Raw genomic sequence first — 16,544 nt, forward strand, 5'->3', positions numbered from 1 at the left:
CTGTCCTTGGTGGAAGAAGCTTCCGTGTCGCCGCATGGGTGGTGCCGGGTATTGGACTTTATGCCGAGGCTAAAGTACTGGCCATTAGCCGCACTCTAGACTGCACTGACATAATAAAATTCAATGTGGATCCCATTTTTCTTAATCGAGTAACACTCGGCAATGATGTCAATGAGGCACCAGTGGTCTTTTTATCAGCGCATTGTTGCCGTTGATCCTTGATATATGGGGGATTTCCGACTTCCAAGCCGGCCGATATTAATTTCTTAAACTTTCACCGCTTCCCGGTTGAGCCGCGCAAATGACTGTTGCGGGTTGACAGGGTGCGGGGCGAGGGTGTTTCCTTTGCCGCTTTCGGGCGACTGTAACGCCGCTGAGAATGTGATGCCCTTCGCATTTATGTCTGGGTGATGGCACTTTCACATTGTCTTGCGGTCGCATTTACAGCTGTCGATCCCGTCCCCGTAAATACGGTGGATTGCAACAACATGACGGGAAAAGTATGTAGGCCAATTCATACCAAGTTGCGCTGTTGAAGTCTGCAAGTTTGCGCTACGGGCGCGGGTTTATGCGATTGATGTTGTTGTAATCGGTAACGGCCTTTCAGTCAGTTTTGTTATGCGCAGTGGTCGGCGGGGGCGGTAGCGTTCCCCACTGCTCTCAAGGAGATACACATGTTGATGGACCTTGCCGCAATGCTTTCCCCGCAGAATCGGCGCCTGTTCAAGTTCAAGAATCTTGCCAACCCCGACCAGCAGCTCCTGCTCGAGTCCTTCAAAGGAACGGATGGTCTGTCACGTGCCTACAACTTCGAATTGATGCTGGTGTGCCAGGATTCGGGGGTGGAGCTCAAGTCGATGATGGGCCAGCACGTGGTGCTGGAAATCGAACTGGCCGAGGGCGGTCCGCGATACCTGGCGGGTTACCTGACGCGCTTCGCCAGCATCGGCAGCGACGGCGGCATGGCGCGCTACACCGCGACGCTGAACCCCTGGTTCTCGATGCTGAAAAACCGCTTCGACACACGCATCTTCCAGGGCTGCACCGTCGAAGAAGTGGTCACCCAGGTCTTCGGCTTGTGCCCCGCTTTTTCCCGCCACGAATTCCGCCTGAGCAAACCGCTCAAACGCTACACCTACATTACTCAGTATCGGGAAACGGATTTCAATTTCGTCCAGCGCCTGCTCGAAGAAGAGGGGATGTTCTACTACTTCGAGCACACCGCCGAAACCCACACCATGATCATCTGCGACGACTCCAGCACACTGCTGCCGTTGCCGGAGCAACCACAGATCCGCTTCCACACCGCATCGGTCACCGAGAGCGCGGACGCCATCACCCAGTGGAGTGGCAACCGCCAGTTGCAGTCCGGAAAAATCGCGGTGCAGACCTTCGATTATCGCCAGCCGACCAACCGCTTGCCGGTCGCCATGAAGAGCCTGAACAAGCAGGGCGACGTCGACGATTTCGAGATCTACGACTTCCCCGGCCAATACACCCACGGCACCTACGACGAAGGCGAAGCGCTGCTGCGCCTGCGCGTCGAAGCGCTGGAACTCAAGGGCAAGAGCTTCCACGGTTCCAGCAACTGCCGCGCGATGAAGCCCGGCTACACCTTCGAACTGCTGCAGCATTACGACCACGACCAGGGCTCGGCCGATGATCGCCAGTTCCTGTTGATGAGCGTCGAAAGCGAAGGCCACAACAACTACCTCAACGGCCATCAGGCCAGCTACTACAACACCTTCTCCTGCGTGCGCAAAAAGATCGTCTTCCGCCCGCAACTCACCACCCCGCGCCCAACCATCTCCGGCCCGCAAACCGCCATCGTCGTCGGCCCGCCAGGCGAAGAAATCTTCACCGATGAACTCGGTCGCGTGAAGGTGCAGTTCCACTGGGACCGCAAGGGCGAGCACAACGACAAGAGTTCGTGCTGGGTGCGCGTCGCCCAATCCGGCGCGAGTGGCGGGTTTGGCAGCATTCTGATTCCGCGGGTTGGCGATGAAGTGGTGGTGGTGTTCCTCGACGGCAATCCTGATCGGCCGTTGATCATGGGTAGCCTGTACAACAGCAAGAACACGCCGCCGTGGTCGTTGCCGGCGAACAAGACGCAGAGCGGGTTTTTGACTCGGTCGATGAAAGGCGATGGCGGCACGGCGAACTTCTTTCGCTTTGAAGACAAGGCCGGCGCCGAGCAGGTCATCATGCACGCCGAGCGCAACATGGATACCGAGATCGAGGTCGACGAGACCCACAGTGTCGGCAGCAATCGCACGATCACGGTGGGTGGAACGCACACCGAGACGATCAAGAAAGACACGGTGATGAATGTCCAGGAAGGCTCGCTGACGATCCAGGTCGATAACCAGTTCATTCAGGTGAGTGCCAAGGAGCACATTATTTTGCAGGTCGGGGAAAGCAGCATCACGCTGACTCCGGCCGGCATTGAGATCAGAGGCAAGACGATCACCACTACCAGCACGGACACCACCCAAATCACCGGCTCCGAGGTTCGGATCAATGACTAGGGAATCGTGCCAATGACCAGAACCAGCCTCTATGACCGAATTTCCGCCAAGCGCATTGCGCTGGAGGAAGCTGCGCGCCTTGAACAGCAGAATGCACCGATAGTCGAAGCAGAGGCCCAGGCAGAACCTGTACCTGTGGTTGCCCTGCAAGACGCGCCTAGCAGCTTCAACTTCGGCGGGTTCAATCTGGCATTTCCATCGGGTTTCAACTTCCGCGATATTCAGACAACCATCGAGCACGAAGGTGAGCCAATCATCCTGACGATCAATCGTCGCGATGTGGCGCAGGGCCAGAATCTTGAAAATCTTTTTGACGGCTCCGTGCAGTCGTTCCACAGGATTTATCCGCAGCTGCGCGTCATCCGTCAGCGCGAGTACAGCCTGGCAGGCAATGCTGCCAAGTGCGTGGATTTTCACTTCAAGATCGGTCACGCCGAACGCCATGGGCGTCTGGTGGGCGCCATCGTTCCTGTCGTCGGGCGTGACGAAGTGCAATGGCTGAATATTTCGTGCGTGATTGATCCGACCAAGCCTGTGCTGAGTCTATGGCTGGTTGATTTCGACAGCATGCTTGAAGGCCTCACGGCACGCTGACACCTAATTTTTTCGATTTCAGGAATTTACATCACATGGATTATGAATTGCAGGAAGGCAGCATCGCGTTGCCGCAGGGTTTTCAGGACCGCACGGTAAACATGTTTGTGCTGGGGGCGAGCATTCCTGCACCACTGAGTATCACCATCTCCAGGGACATGCTCCTGCCGGCCGAGGTGCTCAAGGCCTACGTAGACCGCCAGGTAAAAATGCTCGCATCGAAACTGCGTGGCTACACCCTGCTGGGCAAAAAGGCGGTGGAGCTTTCCAGCACTGCGCCGATTGAAGGCATCCAGATCGATGCGTATTACATGACCGATGGTCGGCCGTTCTATCAGCGTCAGGCGGCATTCCTGATCGAGCCGGGCCGCGCAATCATTTTCTCCACCACGGCGCAGGCTGACTTCAGCAGTGAGCAGAATCAGAACTGGGCTGACCTGCTGGCCAGCTTCCAGCCTCGCCAGCCCGGCGCTACCAAGACCGACTCCAGCGAACAGGAGTAACGGTCATGTTCGAAGCCGCAAGGTTTGGCGATGAAATAAGCCACACCAGTGCCCTGGGCGGGTTCCTGATTGGGGCCGCGCTCGGGATTGCATTGATTGCCACGGTCGCTATCGCAACGTTCACCTGTGGGTTTGGTGTGGCGCTTTTGGCGGGTCTGGCCGCAGGCGTCGGAGGTAGCCTGCTGACCTCTTTAGGAGAGAAAATAGGCAGCAGTTTTTCCTCGCCCTCCGGGACCATCGTCATTGCGTCGGACAACGTATTTGTTAACAGTCGCAAGGCTGCCCATGTCGAAAAAAGCATTGGCGCCTGCGACAAGCATCCAGGTCCGGTACAGGTCGCAGAGGGTTCGACCAACGTTTTCATCAACGGCACTGCAGCGGCCCGAAAGGGCGACAAGATCACCTGCGGCGCAACGATCTCCAGCGGTTCGGATAACGTATTCATCGGCGGCGGCACCCACCGCTACCTGCCGGTAGATGACGAGATTCCCGGCTGGCTGCGCACTACTGTCGATATTCTGATGGCGGTCGCTGGCGCGGCGGGCGGTATCGCACAACTGATCAAGAACGCTTCCCAGGCCTGCCTCAAATCCGGCATGTCCTGTGTGTTGAAATTCACCGCGGGGTTCGTCGCCGGTGAAGTCGCCAGTCGCTACGTCGTAGGTCCGGCCATCGAGCGCGCAGTGGGCGGTCTGATCGGCAACCCTGTCGATGCCACCACCGGCCGCAAGGTCATCCCTGACGAAACCGATTTCAGCCTTCCAGGCCTGATGCCCATCGACTGGTCACGCTTCTACGCCAGCGACCTGACCGTCGACAGTGTGCTCGGCAAGGGCTGGGTGTTGCCTTGGGAACAAAGCCTGCGCCGCAGTGGCAGCTTCGTTTACCTGACCGACAATCAGGGGCGCACTGTACCCTTCGTGGACGTGCAGCCGGGCGAGCGCATCTACAATCCGCACGAACAGGTCTATCTGGTCTGCACCGAAGGCGGTCACTACCTGCTGCAAACCCTCGACAACATCTTCTTTTACTTTGGCGAAGTGCCTGACGACAACAACCCTGTCCCGCTACAACGCATCGAAAATGCCCTCGGTCACTTCCTGCATTTCACCCGCACGGTCGACGGCACGCTGACCGACATCAGCGCCACCGGCGGCGTTCGTGTGCACCTGCATTACGACAACCCGCTGGGTCGCCTGACCGATGTCAAACGCGTCGTCGACAATCAGGCCGTCGAAACCCTGGTGCAGTATCGCTACGACGACAATGGCCAACTCATCGAGGTGATCAATCGCAACAACGATTCGGTTCGCCGCTTCAGTTACGCCGACGGTGTCATGGCCAGTCACAGCAATGCCTTGGGCCTGACCTGCAATTACCGCTGGCAGAACGTTGGCGACCAGCCCCGCGTAGTGGAGCACTGGACCAGCGATGGCGAGCACTTCCATTTCCGCTACGACATAGATGCCCGCACCACGTGGATCACCGATGTACTCGGGCGCGAAGCTGAACTTCATTACAACAGCGATAACCGCGTCACCTCGAGCCGCGACTTCGGTGGCGAACACTACGTTATAGAGATCGACGACACCGGCAACATGACCGGACTCACATTGCCCGATGGCAATGTCGTCAAGCTCAAGTACGACGAGTACGCTCGGCTGGTCGAAGAAACCGATCCGCTCGGGCGCAAGATCAAATACCAGCACCACCACCTGACCACCCTGGTCACGCAGGTTGATTACCCTGACGGCAGCACCTGGAAAGCCCGCTACGACGCCAAGGGCAACCTCATCGCCGAAGTCGATGCGTTGGGCCACAAGACCGAATACCTCAACAGCGACGACGGCCTGCCGCACACCATCATCGACGCCACACACAAATCCAAATACCTGTGGTGGAACACCCTGGCTCAGGTCGAACGCTTCCAGGATTGCTCGGGCAAAAACACCCGGTACCGCTTCGACGAACGCCATCACCTCGTCGCCGTCACCGATGCCCTGAACCAGACCACCACTCTGGAACGCAAACCCGACGGCGAAGTGCTGCGCATCCAGCACCCGGATGGCAGCGCCGAGTCCTTCACCTACAACGCCCTCGGCCAGGTGCTGACGCACACCGACGGCAAAGGCCAGACCACGCGTCTGCTGCGCACCGCCCGCGGCCTGCCGAGCAGCCGCCAGGACGCCAAGGGCCAGCGCATTCGCTACGAATACGACCAGGCCATCCGCCTGACCGCGCTGGTCAATGAAAACAATGCCGCTTACCAGTTTGCCTACGACGCTTCCGACCGTCTGATCGAAGAAAAACGCATCGACAACCTGACCCGCCAGTTCAGCTACAACCTCGGCGGGCATCTGACGCGGGTGGATGAAATCGGCTACGGCGAACGGGCCGAACGCCCACAGCGCAGTACCGAATTCGAGCGTGACCCAATCGGCCGCCTGTTGGCCAAACTTAATGCCGACGCCCGTCAGGACTACACCTACGACGACGCCGACCGCTTGCTCACCATCGAGCGCCTGCCGACCACTAACGGCAAGAAACTCGGGGTCAGCGAAGAAACACTCGAATTCTCCTACGACTTGCTGGGCCGCCTGATCAAAGAGACCACCCCCCAAGGCGCCTTGTCCTACGACTACGATCCACTGAGCAACCTGACCACCCTGACTCTGCCAACTGGCCAGCACCTGAACCACCTGTACTACGGCAGCGGCCACCTGCACCAACTCAACCTCGACGGCCAGCTCATCAGCGACATGGAACGCGATGACCTGCACCGTGAAGTGCTGCGCACCCAGGGCACGCTTACGAGTTGCTTCGGCTACGACGCGATGGGTCGTAAAGCCTGGCAATTCGCCTCGACGTTGCCGGCAGAGAAACTCTCACAGATTCTCAATCCCGGCATCCAGCCTGAACTATTGGTAGAACACGCCTACAACCCGATTCACCGTCGTCACCAATACGATCCTGCCGGCGAACTGACTCACACCCTCGACAAACTGCGCGGTGAGATCAAGTACGAGTACGAGGCCAACGGCCAACTGCACAGCCGTGACACGGGCAAGTTGGTGGACAGTGAGGAGTTCCGGTACGACGCGGCGGCGAATCGTTTGAACTTTAATACCAGTCAGTTTGATCACGTGAAGGACAACCGGATCAAGCAGTGGCGGGATCAGGAATATACCTACGATGCCTGGGGCAACCTGGTTGAAAAGCGTAGCGGGATGAACCGGCTGCAGACGTTCATGTATGACTGTGAGAATCGGCTGGTTAGGGCTGAGACGTTGGTTGGCGGCAAGTTGGAGAGTACTGGTGATTATCGGTATGACAGCTTGGGCCGTCGTGTCGCCAAGGTGTCAGCGGTCAACGGGCTTACCGAACAGAAGAACTTCCTGTGGCAAGGCTTGCGGATGTTGCGGGAGGAGACGCCGGGGCAGAGTAGCCTTTATGTGTATGAGCCGGGGAGTTACGCGCCACTTGCTCGGGTGGATCAGGTTGAGGGTGGGGAGCAACAGCTCTATTACTTCCACACCGACCAAATTGGTACGCCGCTGGAGATGACTGACCGGGCGGGGCAGATTGTCTGGCAGGCGACGTATAAGGCTTGGGGGGCGGTGGAGCGTCTAGACATCAATGCGGTCGAGCAGAATCTGCGGTTTCAGGGGCAGTATTTCGATGATGAGACGGGGCTGCATTACAATACGTTTCGGTATTATGATCCGGAGGTGGGGCGGTTTATTACGCAGGATCCGATAGGGCTAGTTGGTAGCGAGAACTTATACCAGTATGCTCCGAACTCTATCGGCTGGACCGACCCTTGGGGCTGGAGTTGCAATCGCCCGGGTGGTTACAAGGCTAACGACGTTGACGCTCACGGCAACTTGTCGCCGGGCATTAATAGAGCGCCAGGTCATAAAAATATCCCGGATGACAAGCTCGTACAGTCGCACCATTTTATCCAAGATGAGTGGGCGAAGCGAAACGTTACTGGATATAAAAGAAATCAGGCCCCTGCTGTTCTTCTGAAAAGTTCATCGGGTGAGCCTCACGCGGTAGTCTCATCTCTCCAGCGGACTAGGCGTAGGCTGTCAGGATTTGGTGGGACTATCAAAGAGGAGTTTGGTACAGCGTACAAGGAGTTGCTCGATGCAGGTGTTAATCCTGACGCAGCTAAAAAGGCTGCAAGCAAGTCATACAAATATTTTGATTCATTAGGGGCATTTAAGTGACTATAAAATATACGGAAACACATCCCGCAGCATCAGCAAAGTCAATTGCTGGCGTTATCCATACGCTCGGTGTTGATCGAAATGTGTGGGTTGCGAAATTTTGGGCGCGCTATGATGGCGCATTGCTTAACGATCAAGTTCTGATTTACTCAGTAAGTGATGTCATTGAGCGCAATCAGACGTATGAAATAGGTAATAGTTTTCCGAGACAGATTGCGATAGGTGATGATTCCGGAGGCAGACTTATTTTGATTGATAAGGTGGCGTCAGAAGTTTTCTATCTAATTGATTCAGGTGATCCATTTTTGGAAGATGCCGACATTTTTTATTCTATTGACGAACTCCTTGATAATCTTTCCGGAGAGCAGGATTCCACGTTAAATAAAATTGATATAGTGGCGGTTGGAGACGATAAGCCAACCTCGCAGGAAGTGCTGGCTATTAAGAAAGGTTTAGGGTTGAGTTTTTCAATAGCTGATATTAAAGCGAAACTTGAACAGAAAAATGAGGTAATTTTGGCAGATGTCAAAGCGGTCAAATACGAGTCGATTGTAATGTCCTTCCGCCATCTCATTCGATTTGAATCCTGTTGATTGTGCTTTGTGTGATTTAAAGTTCCTCGCGTTTTTAGAATTGTCAGTGAGCTGAGGTTTAGTTTTTGTTGTTGTGCCTGCGGTGTCGGGGTGTTGTGCTTTTAATCTCCAGTAGCTTTTTCTAGACTGTTTGTTTTTGATACATGTAAGCTGGGTAAAAAGAGTACAGATTTATCGTTTTAATTTTGGTTATTAAATAAACTTGTGCCTTTTGGTAGTGATGTGCGCGAGCGTGAAGCCGAGATCCACTACAACAGCGATCACCGCGTCACCTCCTGCCGCGACTGCGGGGGCGAGCACTACGTCATCGAGATCGACGACACCGGCAACCAACTCTGGTCACCCAGGTCGATTACCCTGACGGCAGCACCTGGAAAGCGCGCTACGACGCGAAGGGCAACCTCATCACCGAGGTCGACGCGCTGGGCCACAAAACCGAATACCTCAACAGCGATGACGGCCTGCCGCACACCATCATCGACGCTACACACAAGTCCAAATACCTGTGGTGGAACACCTTCGCCCAGGTCGAACGTTTCCAGGATTGCTCGGGCAAGAATACGTATTACCGCTATGACGAGCGTCAGCATTTGGTCGCCGTCACGGATGCCCTGAACCAGACCACCACTCTGGAACGCAAACCCGACGGCGAAGTGCTGCGCATCCAGCACCCCGACGGCAGCGCCGAGTCCTTCACCTACAACGCCCTCGGCCAGGTGCTGACGCACACCGACGGCAAAGGCCAGACCACGCGTCTGCTGCGCACCGCCCGCGGCCTGCCGAGCAGCCGCCAGGACGCCAAGGGCCAGCGCATTCGCTACGAATACGACCAGGCCATCCGCCTGACCGCGCTGGTCAATGAAAACAATGCCGCTTACCAGTTTGCCTACGACGCTTCCGACCGTCTGATCGAAGAAAAACGCATCGACAACCTGACCCGCCAGTTCAGCTACAACCTCGGCGGGCATCTGACGCGGGTGGATGAAATCGGCTACGGCGAACGGGCCGAACGCCCACAGCGCAGTACCGAATTCGAGCGTGACCCAATCGGCCGCCTGTTGACCAAACTTAATGCCGACGCCCGTCAGGACTACACCTACGACGACGCCGACCGCTTGCTTACAATCGAGCGCCTACCCACCGCCAACGGCAAAAAACTCGGCGTCAGCGCAGAGCAACTCGATTTTTCCTACGACCTGCTGGGCCGCCTGATCAAGGAGACCACGCCCCAGGGCGCGCTGTCCTACGACTACGATCCACTCAGCAACCTGACCACCCTGACTCTGCCAACTGGCCAGCACCTGAACCACCTGTATTACGGCAGCGGCCACCTGCACCAACTCAACCTCGACGGCCAGCTCATCAGCGACATGGAACGCGATGACCTGCACCGCGAGGTGCTGCGCACTCAAGGCAAGCTCACCAGTTGTTTCGGCTACGACGCCATGGGCCGCAAAGCCTGGCAATTCGCCTCAACGTTGCCGGCAGAGAAACTCTCACAGATTCTCAATCCCGGCATTCAGCCTGAGCTGTTGGTAGAACACGCCTACAACCCGATCCATCGTCGTCACCAATACGATCCTGCCGGCGAACTAACTCGTACCCTCGACAAACTGCGCGGTGAGATCAAGTACGAGTACGAAGCTAACGGCCAGCTGCATAGCCGCGACACCGGCAAGTTGGTGGACAGTGAGGAGTTCCGGTACGACGCAGCGGCGAACCGCTTGAACTTCAATACCAGTCAGTTTGATCACGTCAAAGACAACCGGATCAAGCAGTGGCGGGATCAGGAATATACCTACGATGCCTGGGGCAACCTGATTGAAAAGCGTAGTGGGATGAGCCGGCTGCAGACGTTCAGTTACGACTGTGAGAATCGGTTGGTTAAAGCTGAGACGTTGGTTGGCGGCAAGCTGGAGAGTACCGGTGATTATCGGTATGACAGCTTGGGACGGCGTGTCGCCAAGGTGTCGGAGGGCAACGGGGTCACTGAACAGAAGCATTTTCTGTGGCAGGGATTGCGCATGTTGCGCGAGGAAACGCCGGGGCAGAGCAGCCTTTATGTGTATGAGCCGGGGAGTTACGCGCCACTTGCTCGGGTGGACCAGGAAGAGGGTGGGGAGCAGACGCTTTATTACTTCCACACTGACCAGATTGGTACGCCGCTGGAGATGACTGACCGGGCGGGGCAGATTGTTTGGCAGGCGACGTATAAGGCTTGGGGGGCGGTGGAGCGTCTGGACGTCAATGTAGTCGAGCAGAATCTGCGGTTTCAGGGGCAGTATTTCGATGATGAGACGGGGCTGCATTACAATACGTTTCGGTATTATGATCCGGAGGTTGGGCGGTTTATTACGCAGGATCCGATTGGTTTGTTGGGGGGGGATAATCTTTATTCCTACGCTGCCAATACCAATGGGTGGATTGATCCTTGGGGCTGGAAGTGTATTCCAAACAAGGTAGCTGGTACGGCACGGGAAGCGCGAGCCAAAGAAATTTTTGGGAAAAGGTATGGCAAGCAAAATGTTCTTAGTGAAAGATATCTGCGCACTGCTGATGGGAAAATTGCAAAGGATCCGCTTACTGGCGAGGGGCGTCGGCTCGACTTCGTTGTCAAAAATTCAGATGGCTCAGGTACTGCCAAGGAGATCACTAGTCTTACAGCAGATAAAACTGGGCAACTACTCAAGGAAGACCGGATTAGAGAGGCAGGTGGTATTTTTGTAAGGGGGCCCGGGTCGAAAAAGCTTATTGAAGTTTCTGATGTGTCTACTGTTATACGAGCGAAATAGAGGTGTTATTGTGGTGGATTTAAATTTTACGTTATGTAGTGTTCCTATGCTGCTTAGCCGAAACAAAAGCACAGAATACCAAGAGCGAATGGTCTTAAAGCTCGCAGTGTTACTGGGTTTTTTAAAAGGCAATAATCTCATATTTACTAATCCTTTTAAATTAGATGGAAGTTTGGATCTTGAGTATATTTTGAAAAAAAACGATGCTGCACCTGAATGTGTTGAGCTTTTCAAGAAGGTTATTCCTGGCTGGTTCTCGTATTTAGATAAAGGAGGAGATATAAATAACACCAATCGACTTTCACAGGGATTAAAAAAGCTAGTTTCTTAGTCAATAGAGCTGGTTTTTAGCAGTATCGCGAATGTCGCTATTTTTTGGTGCGCTAAGCCTATTTTTAACAGTGGGTATAAGCAAAAAAGGCCAGCTGGTCTGCTCGCCATAATTTTAGGGGGGATGGTATGTAGATTAGTTTATATTTGCGTACAGGCTATATTCAATAAATTGTTTGAGAGAAATCGATAACAGTGCAAGATCTCTTTAAAGATATGGCAGACATGGTATCCATTATCCTGATAGCTTGGATGGTAGCTTTGTAGCTCTCGTGGTGGGAAAGGTCGTCGAAACCCGGTTAAATAACGCTACGACAATCGCGGCCAGATCATTCAAGTGATCAACCGCACCAGCGATTCATCACACCGCTTCAGCTACCCTGACGGCGTGATGACCAATCCCAGCAACGCATTGGACCTGAGCTGCCATTACTACTGGGAAACATTCGACGGCAACCCCCGTGGTCGAACACTGGACCAGCGAAGCTGAGCATTTCTACTTTCGCTACGACCTCAAGGCCCGCACTTTCAGGGCCACCTATTTGCTGGGCAGCGAGGAGCTTCACTCCAAGGCAGACCTGAGCTTGATCACTGTCGCGGCATCGGCGATGAACGCTACGCCATTTGACCTCGACGAGTTGCAGCGTTATGACCACGATCAGGGCTCGCCCGACGATCGCCAGCGGCAAGCTGGAGAGTACCGGGGCTTATCGTTATGACAGCTTGGGACGGCGTGTCGCCAAGGTGTCGGAGGTCAACGGGGTCACTGAACAGAAGCATTTTCTGTGGCAGGGCTTGCGGATGTTGCGTGAGGAGACGCCGGGGCAGAGCAGCCTTTGTGTGTATGAGCCGGGTAGTTATGCGCCACTTGCTCGGGTGGACCAGGAAGAGGGTGGGGAGCAGACGCTTTATTACTTCCACACTGACCAGATTGGTACGCCGCTGGAGATGACTGACCGGGCGGGGCAGATTGTTTGGCAGGCGACGTATAAGGCTTGGGGTGCCCTCGAAACGCTGACGGTGAATGAGGTAGAGCAGAACCTGAGGTTTCAGGGGCAGTATTTTGATGACGAGACGGGGCTGCACTACAACACGTTTCGGTATTACGATCCGCAGGTTGGACGATTTATTACGCAGGATCCGATAGGGTTGTTTGGTGGGTATAATCTTTACAGCTACGCTCCGAATACAAATGGTTGGACTGATCCTTGGGGATGGGAATGTATTCCAAACAAGGTGGCAGGTTCGGCTCGAGAAGCTAGAGCTAAAGTGATATTTGAAAAAAGATACGGAAAGGCTAACGTTTTAAGCCAAAGGTATTTGCGTAATGCTGAGGGGAAAATAGCCAAGGATCCTTTGACCGGAGAAGGAAGCCGAATAGATTTTGTCATTAAAAATGCTGATGGTTCTGGCACGGCAAAAGAAGTTGCGAGTTTGACTGCCCCGAAATTTGCCCCGTTAGAAAAAGAAATGTGAATACGTGAGTCTGGCGGGCTTTACGTTAGAGAGCCAGGAACTAAAAAATTAATTGAATTGCAAGATATATCTACAGTGATTCGTGCGAAGTAGGAGGCTTTAATGAACAATTTAGACTTCACGTTGTGCAGTATACCCATGCTTGCGTCTAGAAATAAAAGTACGGCGTATCAAGAGCAAGTAGTTCTGCGGTATACGGTGTTAATGCAATTTCTCAAATCGCACAGCTTGATTGATTTAGAGCCATTTGATAGTGGTGGCAATCTGAAAATGGACTTGATTTTGAAAAAATCCGATACTACCGCTCAGGGCCTTGAATTGTTCAAAAAAGCGATACCAGCTTGGCATGCTTATGTAGATAAAGGTGGTGATGTAAATAATACGAGCAAACTTGAAAAAGCCCTTTTAAAATTGTTGTAATGAGAGCTCTTTATAAATAACAGTGTGCCAGTTGTTAGCTTCCAATTGGCCCTGTAATTAATTTTAAGTCTCGTAAATTATATTGCCATTATTTAGTAAAGCATTTTATATCTCCTAATGCTCATTAGGGCTGGCTATTGAACACAATAAGACTGTCGATGAGCATTGGAATGAGCAGGGTTGTTTCTTTCGCAGTCTGCGCGCAATGACTTTCACAATGATTTCGAGAATATGAGCATCCGTTTTGGCTCCGCACTTAGTGCCAGTGAGGGGAAAGGCCGCCTATGATTTTAGGTACAGGCAGATATTCAACCTCATCGCCGAAGTCAACGCGCTGGGCCACAAGACCGAATACCTCAACAGCGATGACGGCCTGCCGCACACCATCATCGACGCTACCCACAAATCCAAATACCGGTGGTGGAACACCTTCGCCCAGGTCGAACGTTTCCAGGATTGCTCGGGCAAGAATACGTATTACCGCTATGACGAGCGTCAGCATTTGGTCGCCGTCACGGATGCGCTGAACCAGACCACCACCCTTGAGCGCAAACCCGACGGCGAAGTGCTGCGCATCCAGCACCCCGACGGCAGCGCCGAATCCTTCACCTACAACGCCCTCGGCCAGGTGCTGACGCACACCGACGGCAAAGGCCAGACCACGCGTCTGCTGCGCACCGCCCGCGGCCTGCCGAGCAGCCGCCAGGACGCCAAGGGCCAGCGCATTGGTTATGAATACGACCAGGCCATCCGCCTGACCGTGCGGTGCAACGAAAACAACGCGTCCTACCAGTTCGGCTGTTGATGATTTGTCGTTAAATCTGATGCCGCCATCGCCAGCAAGCCGGCTCACATAGCGATCAGTTACATCCTGGAATCAGTCGCGCCGCAGTTTTGTAAAAGCCACTCCCCAGGTGGCTCACTTACCGCGAAATAATCCCATGATCAATCGCATACTTCACCAACGCCGCCGGCTTATCGATATTCAACTTGCGACGAATACTCAACCGATGCGTCTCCACAGTGCGTACGCTGATATCCAGTTCGCGGGCCATTTCCTTGTTGTTCAGCCCTTGAGCCATTTTGTACAGCACCTGGCTTTCCCGGGGAGTCAGTTCGTTGTCGGTGTTTTTGTCGGCGATCAGGCGCTGGGCGATTTCGGCGCTGTAGAAGGAGCCGCCGTTGGCGATGGCGTCGATGGCGGCGATGATTTCCCGGGAGGGTGAGTTTTTCAGGACGTAGCCGCTGGCGCCGGCGCGCACGGATTCACTCACGTACTCGTGATTGTCGTACATGCTCAGCACCAGCACTTTGAGCGCCGGGTAGCGGTTGCGCAGCAGCCGGGTGAGTTCCAGGCCGTTCATGTCTTTGAGGCCGATGTCGACGAGTACCAGGTCGGGTTGGCTGCGGCCGATCATGTCGATGGCGTCTGCGCCGTTTTCGGCTTCACCGACGACTTCCAGGTTGGCCATGACGGACAGCAGGGCCTTGATGCCGTCGCGGACCAGGGAGTGGTCGTCGACCAGGGCGACGCGGATCGGGGAGGGCAGGTTCATCGCGGCTATTCACTCTTGTTGTGGGGGTGATCAGCGGGGAGCGCCGGTGGGTTTGAGCGGCAGCATTACGTCGAGTTCGCTGCGGCCCGGTGTCGATGCCAGGGTGAACTGGCCGCCGAAGTGGTCGACTCGCTCGCGGATATTACGCAGGCCGATGCCGGTGTGGCGACGTTCGACCTGGGCGACGTTGAAGCCGATGCCGTCGTCGACGAGGGTCAGGCGTACGCCTTGTTTGCAGCCGTGCAGGGTGATGTCGACGTTGCTGGCCTGGGCGTGGCGTTCGATGTTGGTCAAGCCCTCCTGGACGATGCGAAACAGCGCGACGGCGGCGCCGTCGACCAGATCGCAGGCGAATTCGTTGTCGTTGTAGGTCACTTTGAGGCCGCTGCGTTGTTCGAACTCGGCAGCGAGCTGGCCGATTGCTGCGGGCAGGCCGAGGGTGTCGAGCAGGGATGAGCGCAGGTCGTGGGACAGGCTGCGGACTTCGCCGATGGCTTCGCCCAGGCGTTCGGTGGCTTCGCGCAGGATGCCCAGGCCGCGGTCCTGGCCGTTTTCCAGGACCAGGCTGGCCAGTTCGAACTGGAATTTGATCGACACCAGCACTTGGCTGATGCCGTCGTGCAGTTCGCGGGAGACCCGGGAGCGTTCTTCTTCCTGCAGGCTGACGATGCGTTGGGTCAGGCGCTGGAGTTTTTTGTCGGCCAGGCGGTGTTCGCTGACGTTGAGGGTCATGCCGCTGGCGAAGACCAACAGCACCGCGACCAGCGCCACGGCGGCGATGGCGAGCATGGTTTTGCGGATGCCCTGGGCCACTTCGTCACGGGCTTGCTGGGTGGCGCGTTCGACGTCTTCCAGGTAGATGCCGGTGCCGAGCATCCAGCCCCAGCGGTCGAGCATGACCACGTAGGCGAGTTTGTCGGTGACCTGGCCGGAGGAGGGTTTGTTCCAGGCGTAGCGCTGGAAGCCTTCGCCGGATTGCGCGCTTTTCAGCAGGGCCTGGATGACGGGGAGGCCGTGGGGGTCTTGCATGTCCCAGAGGTATTTGCCTACCAGTTCCGACTGGCGGGCGTGCATCAGGCTGCGGCCTTCGCGGTCGTAGACGAAGAAGTAGCCGTTGATGCCGAAGCTGAGTTTGCGCAGTTCTTCCAGGACCTTTTGCTGCGCCTGGGCATCTCCGTGGCCGTCGTCGTAGAGCGGGGCGATGAGGCTCTGCGCCATTTCGACGTAGTTTTTCAGTTCGGCGCGCTTGCTGGCCAGGATGCTGTCTTCGATGAGCTGCGCCTGTTGGTCGCCGAGTTGGCGGTTGAGGGAGATCACCAGGCCGCAGATGACGGCGATTGCCAGGACCAGCGGTAAGATCCCGAGGGCAACGATTTTGTGTTTGAGCTGCATCGATGCTCCGGGTCGGGCGAGGGGTGAGGGCTGGGCATGATATGCCAAAGATACGCGGGTTCTGTAGTGGTGATGGGTGGGGTGACCTGTGGTGCCTGCGCGGTTCGACATACGACCCCGACCACTGT

Annotated in this window: 10 protein-coding genes and 3 pseudogenes; 11 read left to right on the top strand and 2 right to left on the bottom strand. The window is 55.4% G+C overall.

Annotated features, from left to right (window positions below; genetic code table 11):
• Positions 1–674 precede the first annotated feature (674 nt).
• The 11 genes and pseudogenes from ORL50_RS16575 to ORL50_RS16630 all read left to right on the top strand — a co-directional run.
• Complete coding sequence (locus ORL50_RS16575) at positions 675–2,528, top strand: type VI secretion system tip protein TssI/VgrG (protein WP_266016500.1); 1,854 nt, start codon at positions 675–677, stop codon at positions 2,526–2,528.
• Between the two features lie 12 nt (positions 2,529–2,540).
• Positions 2,541–3,122, top strand: a complete 582-nt coding sequence (locus tag ORL50_RS16580; protein ID WP_266016501.1) for a hypothetical protein — start codon at positions 2,541–2,543, stop codon at positions 3,120–3,122.
• A gap of 35 nt (positions 3,123–3,157) precedes the next feature.
• Complete coding sequence (locus ORL50_RS16585) at positions 3,158–3,625, top strand: DcrB-related protein (RefSeq protein WP_205893312.1); 468 nt, start codon at positions 3,158–3,160, stop codon at positions 3,623–3,625.
• A gap of 5 nt (positions 3,626–3,630) precedes the next feature.
• Complete coding sequence (locus tag ORL50_RS16590; protein ID WP_266016503.1) at positions 3,631–7,857, top strand: RHS repeat-associated core domain-containing protein; 4,227 nt, start codon at positions 3,631–3,633, stop codon at positions 7,855–7,857.
• Complete coding sequence (locus tag ORL50_RS16595) at positions 7,854–8,450, top strand: SMI1/KNR4 family protein (protein WP_266016504.1); 597 nt, start codon at positions 7,854–7,856, stop codon at positions 8,448–8,450. The genes ORL50_RS16590 and ORL50_RS16595 overlap by 4 nt, the downstream gene beginning before the upstream one ends.
• Positions 8,451–8,669: 219 nt before the next feature.
• Positions 8,670–11,242 (top strand): annotated as a pseudogene (locus ORL50_RS16605) (RHS repeat-associated core domain-containing protein); the annotation flags it as partial.
• A gap of 13 nt (positions 11,243–11,255) precedes the next feature.
• Positions 11,256–11,573 (top strand): hypothetical protein, encoded by a 318-nt coding sequence (locus ORL50_RS16610; RefSeq protein ID WP_266016506.1) that lies wholly within the window; start codon positions 11,256–11,258, stop codon positions 11,571–11,573.
• Between the two features lie 460 nt (positions 11,574–12,033).
• The gene (locus tag ORL50_RS16615; RefSeq protein WP_266016507.1) at positions 12,034–12,291 is read left to right on the top strand and encodes a hypothetical protein; all 258 of its coding nucleotides are present in this window, start codon (positions 12,034–12,036) and stop codon (positions 12,289–12,291) included.
• Positions 12,245–12,796 (top strand): annotated as a pseudogene (locus ORL50_RS16620) (RHS repeat-associated core domain-containing protein); the annotation flags it as partial. The gene ORL50_RS16615 and the pseudogene ORL50_RS16620, both read left to right, overlap by 47 nt.
• A gap of 354 nt (positions 12,797–13,150) precedes the next feature.
• On the top strand, positions 13,151–13,468 hold the full coding sequence (locus tag ORL50_RS16625; RefSeq protein WP_266016508.1) for a hypothetical protein: 318 nt from the start codon (positions 13,151–13,153) through the stop codon (positions 13,466–13,468).
• Between the two features lie 310 nt (positions 13,469–13,778).
• Positions 13,779–14,264: pseudogene (locus tag ORL50_RS16630) on the top strand (type IV secretion protein Rhs); the annotation flags it as partial.
• 127 nt (positions 14,265–14,391) lie between these two features.
• Here the strand turns inward: ORL50_RS16630 and ORL50_RS16635 are convergent.
• Together ORL50_RS16635 and ORL50_RS16640 are read right to left on the bottom strand one after the other, a co-directional pair.
• On the bottom strand, positions 14,392–15,024 hold the full coding sequence (locus ORL50_RS16635) for a response regulator (protein ID WP_266016509.1): 633 nt from the start codon (positions 15,022–15,024) through the stop codon (positions 14,392–14,394).
• 30 nt (positions 15,025–15,054) lie between these two features.
• Positions 15,055–16,416 (bottom strand): cache domain-containing protein, encoded by a 1,362-nt coding sequence (locus tag ORL50_RS16640; protein WP_266016511.1) that lies wholly within the window; start codon positions 16,414–16,416, stop codon positions 15,055–15,057.
• Positions 16,417–16,544: the final 128 nt, after the last annotated feature.

Source organism: Pseudomonas sp. RIT-562 (assembly GCF_026241895.1).
GTDB lineage: Bacteria > Pseudomonadota > Gammaproteobacteria > Pseudomonadales > Pseudomonadaceae > Aquipseudomonas > Aquipseudomonas mandelii_F.